Origin of the sequence: Methanosphaera sp. BMS (genome assembly GCF_003268005.1) — an archaeon.
GTDB lineage: Archaea > Methanobacteriota > Methanobacteria > Methanobacteriales > Methanobacteriaceae > Methanosphaera.
The window spans coordinates 502,872-515,060 of the sequence record NZ_CP014213.1 but is presented as its reverse complement, the minus strand read 5'-3'; the positions used below and the strand labels follow the sequence as shown (position 1 = coordinate 515,060).

Below are 12,189 nucleotides of genomic sequence, written 5' to 3'. Positions count from 1 at the left end.
AACAGATAACTATACATGCCAAGATTACATATAAGCATTAACGTGGCGTAACGCTTAGGCATCTTGTTTATTAGGGAGTTTAAGCTTTTTAAGAGAATGTGCAACAATTCTGTTTAGATTTTTTTAGAAAGATTTTCTTATCATTATGTTCATAATTATCAAATATAACTTGATATTATGTTTAATATATAATAGAAAGATATATGCAATTCATATAGCAAGGTAATTGTCATACACCATCTAATGTGGATAAAAAAAGAAAAGAAAAGAAAGGGTTCAAAAGAAAGTCGTTATTATATGAAATACTTATTCGATATATCTGCTATAATTTAGTTTATGGGGATGATATTTGTCAACGTCGAATAAACGGGTAATATTTTCAACATGATCATAGTTTTCGTTGAAGGAAATAATATATCTCATGTCGTTTGTCTTCATTAAAATAACTGTCAAACATTGTTCATATGTTAAAGAGGCATTTGTTTCATATAATTTATATGCATCCTTCTGATTTTTTCTTGTGATTATCTTGATGTGTCTGGTAGAAGCACAGATGCTCTTAAAAAATTTCCGTGTCTTTTCATCGCGAATATTGTCCATATCATTAAAGATGTGGTTTAAATCATATACCGGCAGGTATAGGTATTCCTCGTCATCAATGGTCCCTGCCATTCTACTAGCCACTTCATGCTTCGGATGATTTTTGAATATTAACGCTTGAATAAATGATGAGTCAACCATTAGCTTAAACATTACATTTTCACCTCCTTGTTTAAAATAGTCCTGATATATCGTTTATTGCAGGTTTTTTATGGCATTTTATCGTTATATCTTTTTGATTTACGTTCCATTCGATGCAGTCAAATTTTTTACAGTTTAAGATATTTGAAACTTCTACTGGAATCGAGATGGTTAATTGATTATGTACCCTTCTAAATAAAACTGTACATTCATCAGTGGCATAATCCTTGAATGGACCATCATCCTTACTTATAAAAAATAATTTTATATTATTGTTTTTATCTATAACCCATTTTGCAATTGTTTTGTTATGTATTATATTTTTTTTCACAAACCCCGGAATTGAAAATGAGTTGTTTATTTGAATTTTCGTATAATATTTCATGATATTTTTATGTTCACCAATAATAAATATATCATAAACAATATATAATTATTTCTATAAAATAATGAAAAGTATTAAAAATATTTATAAATAATGATAAAAATTAAACAAAATAATGTTAAAAAAATAACTGATTAAACACAATCACAACTATCCGCATATAAAATACCATGTCAAATAGATAAAAAGCAGTTAATGTCCAGGCAAATACCATGAGGATAGTTAATTTAAGCATGTCCCCCAAAAAAAATTATTGGCATTTTACAAAAGTGACACCCAATCCTTTCGTAAAATGAATATCTAATACAAAATTGAAGAGTTTATGAATCTGTACCCAAATTATCCATAATAAATATTCCCTCATATAATGGTATATATACTATGAAATTCAATCATTAATTAACGGTAATGCTTGTTTATTCCCGGTATACCAGAACTAATCTGAAAAAAGCATGGTGTTTATTACGGAAAAATAGCCGTTTTTAGGTTAAATAAAATACCATGAGGGTGATAGTTATGGATCGCAAAAAAATAATCATTATTGGAATAATAATTCTAATAGTTGCAATATGTCTTATAGTAATATTAACCACTGTAAAATATGATAGAATTAACATAACACCTAACGGTACCAGTATAGAAGTTCCATACAATCAAACTAAGTACAATGGAGAATTTGATGGATTGAAAATATGGAACTGGGATAAGGGAATACTGGTAACCTATAACAGTAATGCCGATGACAGTCTAATAAAAATAACCGAAATGGGCTACAACACACTCAATGACCTGATAAAAAATGGAAAAAAAGAGGACATTGACGGCTTTACAGCTTATCTGATAAGTGCCGATGAATTATTTGAAATTAAGATATTTGATGTTATCACAGTACACTATAACGGAGACTTCTACTGTATCCCACTATATAATGAAACAACAAATGACAATATCCTCATCTGCTGCAACGACAAGGACATGGCCGCCCATATGGCCAGATCAGTAGAATACAAGAAGGTTTACCCGGACAAGATCGACTCAAACGATACCCTATCAACCATACAAAACATATCCGATGACTCCATATCAAAAGCAAAAAACATTACCGAGGAAATCGAGTCAAAGGCCAATGACTACCTGAAGGATAAAAATTTAAGTGAGGTTAAATCAAGCATAGAAAATAAGGCAAGAGACTATCTGTCCAAAAATCCGCTTAAAATTAAAGGATTTTCAATGGAAGACATGTGATTATACTTCCACTTATTTCATATTTTTCTTAAAAAAGATAATCATTCACCTATTCATAAAGTGGATTTACCAACATCACGTAATCCGGGAAGTACAATATACCTGTCAAGGGAATCCTCATCAATTTAATCATAGATTATCATCAAGTTAATACATTAGCATATTTATATGTAAATTATGATTAAAAATTATTGTAACTTAACATAGTACTGGTAAAATAATTCACCAGATTAAGCAATATATAACTGCATATCCCCAAAGTGCCAAATAAATCATGGATAACACCATCCAATTAAATACCTGAAATAACCACATTTAAATGCATAGTTACACAACAACAATTTAAATGATAAAACATGACTTCATCCCCTCTTTATATTAATTCAAATATAGAAAAAAGATTTAAGTCCCATTTAATCAAAAAAAATTCAAACAAATAAAATAAAAAGAATAACCTCCTTTTAATAGATTAAAACAATATTTATTACCCTTTACATTTAGACTGATAAAAAAAATATTTATCTAATTTAAAATACAAATCATATAATCAATAATAAAATGATTATAAGTATATTCTTGTAAATGATTTTATTATTAAAAGCATTAGAGAGTTGAATAATACTATGCAAAAGAATATAAAAAGCATATTCCTAGTAGCAACCATAATAATTTTACTAGCTGGTATAACGGCAATCAGTGCAGCAGATACAGCAGAAGATACAACAATACTATCCGATGCTGATAACTCTGTTACAGCAGATGTAGCAACCCCTTCAACAACTAGTGTTGTCCGGTTGACTGCTTGCAGTGGCTGTTGCTACCAGTAGCAGTACAAGCATTGTAACGAGGAGTATTATATTTCCTTTTTTCATTTAATTACACCTCTTTTTTTTAAGCTTTATGTTTTTCAATTTGGATAATGTCATGACTCACATCTTATTTTTTAGTGTGGGACGTCATGTTTTTTCATAGAAATTAAACAATATTCTATTTATATAATAATAATATGATTTTATTTATATTAACTCTTTGTATTTATTGGAAATTAATTGGTAGCATATTCATATTTTTTTGTAATAACCACATTGTCTTTAAGTTCTTGACATGATTACTTAGCGGATATTAGTTAAGTTATTAACTGATAAGATGGAGAATATAATATGATAAAGTGAATCCAGAGATTCAAAAATTATAGGTGTAAGTATATGAGAACAAAAGAATTAACGATAATATGCATAACACTTGTCATAGTAATAGCGATAATCTGTGGTACGTTGATTTACATTAACCAATCAAATACAGGTTATTCCAAGGAAAACAATACAACCCAAAATATGACAAATAACAATACCACTAAAAATGCCACGACGGAAAAATCAGCTACTGCCAGTCAAAAAAGCCAAAGTATTGATACGGATGATGACGGATATATTGAGGGCAATCAAATAACATATAGAAACAAGAATTATCTAGGTGAAGATAGTGGTTTAGAACAGTTTATGACTAATAAAGATGTATATTTAAAACAAAAATCAACAGGAAGAATAGCAAAAAGACACTTGGATAGTGATGGAGCATATCGCTTTTATGATATGCAAAGTGGTGAATATGTATTCGGATAATATAATATGAATATTATCCGTTGAAACTTTTTTTTTAAATGCAACATCAAAAAATGTTAACTTGAACTATTTTATAATAATGTACTTGATACATGTTAATTATCTGTCAATATAATTTTAACAGTAAAGAATATGAATCCCTAATTATCAATTTATTATTCAATATTATTACAAGCACAATATGAAACACTATTAATAACACGCCATAAATACAAGCATATCATAACAGATGAATGAGGAATAAATGAAACGATAGTGATTTGATTGAAAAAATGAAAGACATCAGTAAAAATGTCTAAGAAATTGACTGCATATTTTCATTTATCATAAAATCCGAGGTAAAGCATTTCTTATTGAATGAAATGGATGAATAAATAAGTATCATTGTTACAGTATATTATTGTCTGATTTTAATAAGATTCCTTTTTAACAAATAATATCAAAAATAAGAAAAAAATGATAACATATTAACTTTTTAAATAAAATTAATACTACTATAAGTATAAACTATTTATTTATATACTAACAATGAATAATTTAAATAACCATCAATAAAAATAAATGATAAACACTAAAACTAGTAAATTATAATATCCAAAATAGATAAAAATATAGTCAATGAATATGGCCATATTATCAATAATAAATTGACAATATTGATAATGACAAAAAAAATATAAAAGTTTATCAGTTAATCTGGATTATGACATGTAGTCTTGTTTATCATTAAATGCTATTCATGTTATGTATTAATCCGGTTATATCTCCTTGTTTTTAAGAAAGTCTATAATGTTCATGTGTATAATTCCATTACGTGACATGTCAAATTCATCCAGTGACAACACATATTTTGGATAGTTATCACGTATCATTTCCAGTGGCGTGAATTCTCTTTCTATCGTTTCATCTGTAGAAAGCATATATGTGACTTGCATGTATCTTTTTTGATTGTCTTTCTTGTATTCGAAGTCTACTTCACGGTCATATACTTTTCCCACACGTACATCATAGCCTCTTCTAAGTAACTCCATATATACTATGTTTTCTAAGATTCGTGGAATCCATTTGCTGTTATCATCAATTAATGCCTGATGAAAACCATGATCTGTTAAATAATATTTTTCCTGGGTTTTCATTTCCTTTTTTCCAACAAGATCCTTTCGTCTGAGTCTGGCTATGAATAGTGCCTCCTGTAGGTAATCAGTATAATTGTTAATTGTCTCAGGATTCATTTTAATGTTTTCGTTTTTCAAGTAATTCTGTATGCTCTTTTTGGAAAATGTTTGTGAAGTTGAATTCATCAGATATCTTATGAATCGTTTAAACAGGTCCACTTTTTCTATTCTATGTCTTGTCAGAATATCATCTACTATTATGGAATTATAAATATCTCTCAATGCATTCGTTTTCATTTTTTCATTCACTGCAAGTAACCCCGGCATACCACCATATGTCACATATTCATTGAAGATTTCTTTTTCGTTGATTGTCAAGCCTTCTAGTAGTTTGAATTGGATGACTTCAGTATATGAAAATGGATAAACCTTTATTTCAATGTATCTTCCTGCCAGATATGTTGATAATTCAGTGGATAATAGTTTTGAGTTAGATCCCGTTATATAGATATCACAGTTCAATGATTTTCTATACCCATTGATGCTTTTTTCCCATTTATCTACCTGTTGAATCTCATCAATGAATATGTATATTTTTTCCGTACTGTTTTCTGCTAATGAGTAAATGATTTCATCCAATTGTTTATAGTCATATATATCATAATATTTCCTATCTTCAAGGGAGATATATATTATGTTTTCGTCTTTGATTCCTTTTTGTTTAAGTTCATCGATTGTACTGAGCATCAATTCTGTTTTTCCACATCTTCTGATTCCAATGAAGACCTTGACAAAATCACTATCCATAACATCGTTTATTTGTTCAAGATAAAATTCCCGTCTAATCATAAAACCACCAATACTCGAAATTATTTTTAAATATTCTTTTTAATACTTTATTATAATATATCTCTTTAATATATTATAAATATTTCTCTAGTATAGTAATGTTTTTAATAAATATTTTATAAAATCTTTATCATAAGAGTATTTTCAAAAAATTATTTTTAAAATATCTGCTATAGCAGGAATTTTGATAAGATTTTTGGCCGTACGTAATTCACGTATTTTTCCACCTAACATGACAAGACATTTTTCCAGCAAAACCAATAGATTTTTATTGTCAGCTAGTTAAATTATAGATTGAACTGTTATATGTGATTAATGACCCATTTTCTTGAAAAAATACTAATTTATGCTATAAATCCAATTGTACTACAAGAAAAATAGGAATTTTACTTCGTTATAGTTAAATATAACGAAGAGAAAAAAATGAAAAATTATTTTAATAAAAATAAGTATACCAACGTGTAAACAATTAAAATTAAAATGGAATGAGGTTTTATATAAAAAATACCCCATAGATTGTAATACATTGAAAAAATAATATTATTTTGGATAACTTATTTTGAAGAAGTTTATAACAATTTAATAATAAATTTAATATATAAGCAAAACATACCTGAACTAAGATATGACCGTTTTAAAGAGGAATGGGAAGAAAAATATCTTAAAGATGTATGTGTAATTAACCCAAAAACAGAAGTTCCCGAAGTATTTAATTATATTGATTTAGAATCAGTAAATTCGGGGATTTTAACAGATGCTCAAAAAATACGTAAAAATGATGCACCTAGTAGAGCTCAAAGAAAATTAGATAAAAAAGATATTTTATTTGCTACCGTTAGACCATATCAACAAAACAATTATTATTTTAATTTAGATGGAACATATGTAGCTTCAACAGGTTATGCTCAAATAAAAGCTAAAGAAAATTCACAATATTTATATTATTTTCTGCACACAAAACAATTCTTGAACGAAGTTATGAAAAGATGTACTGGAACAAGTTATCCTGCGATTAATTCTAATGATTTAAAAACCATAAAAATCAAAATACCTTCAAATAACGAACAAAAAAAAATTGCTTCAGTATTTTCTTATTTAGATCAGAAAATTGAGTTAATGGAAAAAACATTGATGCTCGTCAAAAAATATCAAAATGAAACTATAAAAAATATTTTTGATAAACAGAATTATCCAGATGATTGGAAAAAAGTTTCATTAAATGATTTGGGAACTTTTTATAGAGGATTAAGTTATAATAAAGAAGAAGTTGTTGAAAAAGGAAATATTGTATTAAGATCAAACAATATTAAAGAAAATCAATTAGATTTTTCATCAGATGAACTACAATATGTATCAAAAGATATTAAACCCGAATTAATGCTCCAAAAAAAAGATATTGTAATTTGTATGAATAACGGATCTAAAAAATTAGTAGGTAAAAGTGCAGAATATAATATAATTATAAATGAACCGATTACAGTAGGGGCTTTTTGCAGTATTTTTAGGCCAAATAACAAACTAAGTAAATTTTTATTTCGAACAGAAACATATAAACGAAACATATACTACATTATAGCTGGTTCAAATATCAATAATTTAAAAAATTCAGAAATGGGCATGTTTAACTTTTATATTCCTACAGATAAAGAGGAAGAAAATAAACTATTTTCATTGCTAACAAATATAGATAAAAAATATTATTTACTAGAAAAGGAAATAGTACTAAATAAACAATTGAAAAAATCATTATTATCTAAAATGTTTTGTTAGTATTTAAATAGAATTATTTTCATGTATAACAATGAATTATTTATTAAATTTTGTAAGGATAGAAATATTAAAGATAGTACAAAACAAGGTTATGTATCCACATTACTACGATACACTAACCTACATAATTGTACTATAGAAGAGTTAATTCAAGAAGCTGAAGAAGATGAAACAAATAAAATACCCTTAAAAGAACGCCGACTTAAAGAAAGATTATTAAATTATAGAACATATTTATTAGAATCAAATTTATCTTCCAATACTATAAAAACTTATTTTTCCAAACTTAAAACATTTTACATACATTTTGAAATAGAAATTCCATATTTGCCTGATGTTAAATATAAAAAACAGTACGTAACAAATTATCTTGATCTTCCAACAAAACAACATATAAAAGATGCTTTAGAATTATCGCCATTATCTATAAAAGCATTAATTCTTTTCATGTCCAGTAGTGGAACAGCTAAAGCAGAAACATTATCATTAACAGTAGAAGATTTTATCAAAGGAACACAAGAATACCATAAAAACACAAGATTAAACGATATATTAGAAGAATTATCTGAAAAAGATGATATTGTCCCAACAATTTATCTTAAACGAATAAAAACAGATAAATATTATTATACATTCTGTTCATCAGAAGCAAGTACATATATAATTAAATATCTTAAAACAAGAGAAAATTTAAAACGAACAGATAAATTGTTCCCATTTAACGGATCATACATTATGAAAAAATTTCAAACAATCAATGACCAAATGGGATGGGGATTCAAAGGAAACTACAGATTCTTCAGAACACATATTCTAAGAAAATTTCATGCGAGCAACATGCAACTAGTTGCAGAATACATAGATGCACTACAAGGAAGAAGTAAAAACAGTGTACATGAAACTTACATCAAAACAAACCCCGAGAAACTCAAACAAATATATATTAAAAACATGAAAAATGTAATGATATATGATAAAGAACCAAAAAAAGAAGAAATAAAAGAAGACATACACATCACAATAAATGTCTTCTTATCAGATCAACAAATCAACCTTTACTAACAAAACATCTTACTTAATAAAGAACGTTTAAACTCTTTATTAAGTTCAATTTCTCTTCTTAAGTTGGATATATTGTTATTCATATTTAATATAAATGAAATGATTTTTTCTTGTGTTTCACTTGAAGGATATTTTATCGATAATTTCATAATTTCTTTTTTTGAAATATTATATCTGGTACTTCCTTGAGCTATTTTATAGAACTTCTTCCTTAACATGGGACTTCTTAAATAATAATTCAAAAATATTGGATTAATAAATTTGGCTGTTACTCTATAACCAAAAGAAAAACTATTTAAATAACAATTATCATAATTATTTAGAAATATCGATGTCATTGCTACTTCTTCAGGTGTTTCGGATGAACTTGTAAATAAAATATCATACATTTTAACTAAATTTTGTTTCTCTGAATCATTTATTTTAATATTTTCTAAAAGATTAATGTCAATAATTTCTGAATCAAATATTGCTTTATATGGAACAAATAATGAAGTACCAACTCCAAAATCATCTTTACTTTTACCTGACAATCCTGAATATGTAGTTCCAATTTCATTTAAGGTTATGTATTCCCATTTTTCATCATTGAACTTCAACAAAGGTTGGTACATGTCTTCATTACAAAACAAATTCGTTATTATGTTGTTTTTTAATTGTAATAAACAATTGTACTTCTTTTCCATAAACTCAATTTTTTTATCTATTGATGATAAGAATTCTGAAATATAATTTTGTTCATTTATTGATGGAATTTTTATTTTGAGGTTTTTAATATCTTTTGAATTTACAGATTCAAATGTACTTCCTTGTGAATATTTATTCCAAATTTTTTTGTTATTAAGATATTGTAAATAATAATAAATGAATAATTTATTCTCATGAGGTGTTATAGAACAAACACCTCTTCCAATACAACAATCATATTCATTAATAGCAATATCTCCTACAGGAGCTCTAACAGTTAATATGATATCACCAGGTTTAGATATCTTAGTGATTTCAGATGTATAAATTCGTGGAACTACTAAACCATTATTCAAATCTTGATTTCCTTGGATTAATATAGTATCATCAGTATCATCCGAGTAATTTGATGAAGATGGTGATTGGCCCATAATAATTTTAGAAATATCGCCTAATTTCTTAGTAGACCAATTATCCTTGAATAAATTATTACGTAATTTTGGAATTATTAAGTCTTGCTTATGGTCTTTAACTGTATTGTCACTTCTTTGTGTAGACTTATCCATTGTTAATCCCTTCTAATTACAGGTGGTCTTATGCCTAGTTCTTTACAGTATTCAATAATTTTATCATCTACTTCTTGGATTTCTTTTTCGATTTGTTCTAGTTCATCTACTAGTTCATCTAGGTCTATTGGTTCTTCTTCTTCGAATGTATCTACATATCGTGGTATGTTGAGGTTGTAGTCATTTTCTATTACTTCTTCTAATGGTGCTACATGTGAGTATTTGTCTTCCTCATTCCTTTCAGCGTATGTTGTGACTATTTTATCAATATCTTCTGGTCGTAGTTTGTTTTGGTTTTTAGCTTTTTCATAGTGTTCTGATGCATCTATGAATATTATGTTATCATCGTGTTCTCTGCATTTTTTAAATACTAATATGCATGTTGGTATGCTTGTTCCATAGAATATGTTTTTTGGTAGTCCTATGACTGCATCCAAGTAATTTTTTTCTTCTATAAGGTATCTTCTTATTTTTTCTTCTGCTGCTCCTCTAAATAGTACGCCGTGTGGTAGTACTACTGCTAGTGTTCCGTTTTCGTCTAGTTGGTATATCATGTGTTGTACGAATGCATAGTCTGCTTTGCTTTTTGGTGCTAGTTTTCCGTATGCTCCGAATCTTTCGTCGTCCATGAATTTCTTGGAACTACTCCATTTTGCACTGAATGGTGGATTTGCCACTACTGCTTCGAATTTCTGGTTTAAGTGTTGTGGGTTTTCTAGTGAATCTCCTTGTTTTATGTCAAATTGGTTGTATCTTACTCCGTGTAGTATCATGTTCATTCTTGCTAAGTTGTATGTTGTTTGATTTAGTTCTTGTCCGTAGAAATCTGCCACTTTTGTTTCTTTAGATACTCTCAGTAGTAATGATCCTGATCCACAGGTTGGGTCATATACGCTTTTTAGTCTGTCTTTGTTTAGTGTTACTATTCTTGCAAGTATTGTTGAGACTTCTTGTGGTGTGTAGAATTCTCCTGCTTTTTTTCCGGCACTTGATGCGAATTGTCCTATGAGGTATTCATATGCATCTCCAAGTATGTCTGATTCATCTTCATCTAATTTAAAGTCTATTTCGTTTAGTTTTCTTATGACTTTTGATATTTTATCGTTTTGTTCATCGGGTGTTTTTCCTAGTTTTGAGGAGTTGAGTTCAACATCTTCAAATAGATTGCTGAAGTCGTCTTGGCTTTCTGTTCCTTGTGATGAGTTTGTTATTTGGTTGAATGCTTTTTGTAGGTCGTCTAGTATGAATTCTTCTTCGTCTGTTTTTTCTATTATTGTGCTGAATAATAGTTCAGGTGTTATGAAGTATCCTAGTTTGCTTAATGAATCTTTTTGTACTACTTCATAGATTACTGTGTCTTTTTGTACATCTTTGAATGTGAGGTTATCATCTTCTAGTGCTTTGTTTATTGTTTTTTCTTGTTTTTCGGATAGGTATCGGTAAAATATAAATCCCAATATGTAATTTTTATATTCGTTTGCATCCATGTTTCCGCGAAGTTCATCTGCTACTGACCATAATTTTGTTTCTAGATTATAATTTGACATAATTTTCACCTAATTCTTTTTTAAATATCCAATTTTGTATGTTTTTATTTATTTTGATTTTTCTTTCTTCTAGTTGTGTTTTTTTATTTATTAATTCCATAATTTTTACATATGTTTTTTGTTTTTCCGGAGGTGGGATTTTTATTTTCATTTTTTTGAGATCTGGTGTTTTTAGGAAGGGTAGATTTGTTCCTCCACTTAGTTTTCGTTCTATTTTTTTAAATTCTTCACTTTTTAGTATGTGATATATAAATTGGGGGTCGTCCTGTTTTACTCGTAGTATTATGTAATGTGCTGGTATTATTATTCCTTCTTGTTTTATTATGTTTATTGTGTTTGTTGTGCCTGTTGCATGTATTAATATGTCATCTTTTTTTGAGTAGTACTTTTTATCTATTTCTGGAAGTTTTTGTTTTTCTATTTCTATTGTGTTGTTTGTATTGATTTTTTTGAGTATTATTTGTTGGTGTTTTGTGTTTTTATTTATATATCTGGTTGTTCGTAGTCCTGTGTATATTTGTGCTATTTCTTCTAATGTTTTATAATTTGATATTTCTTTTTCCTCCTTAATTTTTTGTTTTGGATTTAATTTATTATTTG

Annotated in this window: 11 protein-coding genes; 5 read left to right on the top strand and 6 right to left on the bottom strand. The window is 27.7% G+C overall.

The genetic code is table 11. The annotated features are described in order from the left end of the window. Window positions 1-306: 306 nt before the first annotated feature. Both AW729_RS01655 and AW729_RS01650 read right to left on the bottom strand, forming a co-directional pair. Window positions 307-753 (bottom strand): hypothetical protein, encoded by a 447-nt coding sequence (locus AW729_RS01655; RefSeq protein ID WP_112123450.1) that lies wholly within the window; start codon window positions 751-753, stop codon window positions 307-309. Between the two features lie 19 nt (window positions 754-772). Beyond that, complete coding sequence (locus tag AW729_RS01650) at window positions 773-1,126, bottom strand: hypothetical protein (protein ID WP_112123449.1); 354 nt, start codon at window positions 1,124-1,126, stop codon at window positions 773-775. A 516-nt stretch (window positions 1,127-1,642) separates the two neighbouring features. Between AW729_RS01650 and AW729_RS01645 the strand changes: the two genes are divergently transcribed. The 3 genes from AW729_RS01645 (at window position 1,643) to AW729_RS01635 (ending at window position 3,993) form a co-directional block, all read left to right on the top strand. After that, a complete protein-coding gene (locus AW729_RS01645) occupies window positions 1,643-2,371 on the top strand; it encodes a hypothetical protein (protein ID WP_112123448.1) in 729 nt (242 codons plus the stop codon). A 623-nt stretch (window positions 2,372-2,994) separates the two neighbouring features. Continuing rightward, a complete protein-coding gene (locus AW729_RS01640; protein WP_112123447.1) occupies window positions 2,995-3,198 on the top strand; it encodes a hypothetical protein in 204 nt (67 codons plus the stop codon). Window positions 3,199-3,576: 378 nt separating this feature from the next. Next, complete coding sequence (locus tag AW729_RS01635; protein ID WP_112123446.1) at window positions 3,577-3,993, top strand: hypothetical protein; 417 nt, start codon at window positions 3,577-3,579, stop codon at window positions 3,991-3,993. A gap of 758 nt (window positions 3,994-4,751) precedes the next feature. Here the strand turns inward: AW729_RS01635 and AW729_RS01630 are convergent. Further along, window positions 4,752-5,957 carry an ATP-binding protein gene (locus AW729_RS01630; protein ID WP_236951245.1) on the bottom strand — a complete coding sequence of 402 codons (1,206 nt, stop codon included), beginning with the start codon at window positions 5,955-5,957 and terminating at the stop codon, window positions 4,752-4,754. 525 nt (window positions 5,958-6,482) lie between these two features. Here AW729_RS01630 and AW729_RS11375 point away from each other — a divergent pair. Both AW729_RS11375 and AW729_RS01620 read left to right on the top strand, forming a co-directional pair. Then, on the top strand, window positions 6,483-7,727 hold the full coding sequence (locus AW729_RS11375; RefSeq protein WP_335645365.1) for a restriction endonuclease subunit S: 1,245 nt from the start codon (window positions 6,483-6,485) through the stop codon (window positions 7,725-7,727). Between the two features lie 21 nt (window positions 7,728-7,748). Beyond that, window positions 7,749-8,789 (top strand): integrase, encoded by a 1,041-nt coding sequence (locus AW729_RS01620; protein WP_112123443.1) that lies wholly within the window; start codon window positions 7,749-7,751, stop codon window positions 8,787-8,789. Here the strand turns inward: AW729_RS01620 and AW729_RS01615 are convergent. From AW729_RS01615 to AW729_RS01605, 3 genes are read right to left on the bottom strand one after another with little or no spacing between them, the layout of a single operon-like run. Continuing rightward, on the bottom strand, window positions 8,786-10,042 hold the full coding sequence (locus AW729_RS01615; RefSeq protein ID WP_112123442.1) for a restriction endonuclease subunit S: 1,257 nt from the start codon (window positions 10,040-10,042) through the stop codon (window positions 8,786-8,788). The two genes, AW729_RS01620 and AW729_RS01615, sit on opposite strands and share 4 nt — an antisense overlap. A gap of 2 nt (window positions 10,043-10,044) precedes the next feature. Continuing rightward, complete coding sequence (locus tag AW729_RS01610; protein WP_112123441.1) at window positions 10,045-11,589, bottom strand: type I restriction-modification system subunit M; 1,545 nt, start codon at window positions 11,587-11,589, stop codon at window positions 10,045-10,047. Continuing rightward, window positions 11,576-12,142 carry a restriction endonuclease subunit S gene (locus AW729_RS01605; RefSeq protein WP_257791431.1) on the bottom strand — a complete coding sequence of 189 codons (567 nt, stop codon included), beginning with the start codon at window positions 12,140-12,142 and terminating at the stop codon, window positions 11,576-11,578. Before AW729_RS01605 ends, AW729_RS01610 begins: the two co-directional genes overlap by 14 nt. Window positions 12,143-12,189: the final 47 nt, after the last annotated feature.

Excerpts from the sequence above, each read along its gene's own strand:
- AW729_RS01610 (WP_112123441.1), bottom strand. The coding sequence starts at position 11,589 with ATGTCAAATTATAATCTAGAAACAAAATTATGGTCAGTAGCAGATGAA.
- AW729_RS01615 (WP_112123442.1), bottom strand. The coding sequence starts at position 10,042 with ATGGATAAGTCTACACAAAGAAGTGACAATACAGTTAAAGACCATAAG.
- AW729_RS01640 (WP_112123447.1), top strand. The coding sequence starts at position 2,995 with ATGCAAAAGAATATAAAAAGCATATTCCTAGTAGCAACCATAATAATT.
- AW729_RS01635 (WP_112123446.1), top strand. The coding sequence starts at position 3,577 with ATGAGAACAAAAGAATTAACGATAATATGCATAACACTTGTCATAGTA.
- AW729_RS01630 (WP_236951245.1), bottom strand. The coding sequence starts at position 5,957 with ATGATTAGACGGGAATTTTATCTTGAACAAATAAACGATGTTATGGAT.
- AW729_RS01620 (WP_112123443.1), top strand. The coding sequence starts at position 7,749 with ATGTATAACAATGAATTATTTATTAAATTTTGTAAGGATAGAAATATT.
- AW729_RS01655 (WP_112123450.1), bottom strand. The coding sequence starts at position 753 with ATGTTTAAGCTAATGGTTGACTCATCATTTATTCAAGCGTTAATATTC.
- AW729_RS01645 (WP_112123448.1), top strand. The coding sequence starts at position 1,643 with ATGGATCGCAAAAAAATAATCATTATTGGAATAATAATTCTAATAGTT.
- AW729_RS01650 (WP_112123449.1), bottom strand. The coding sequence starts at position 1,126 with ATGAAATATTATACGAAAATTCAAATAAACAACTCATTTTCAATTCCG.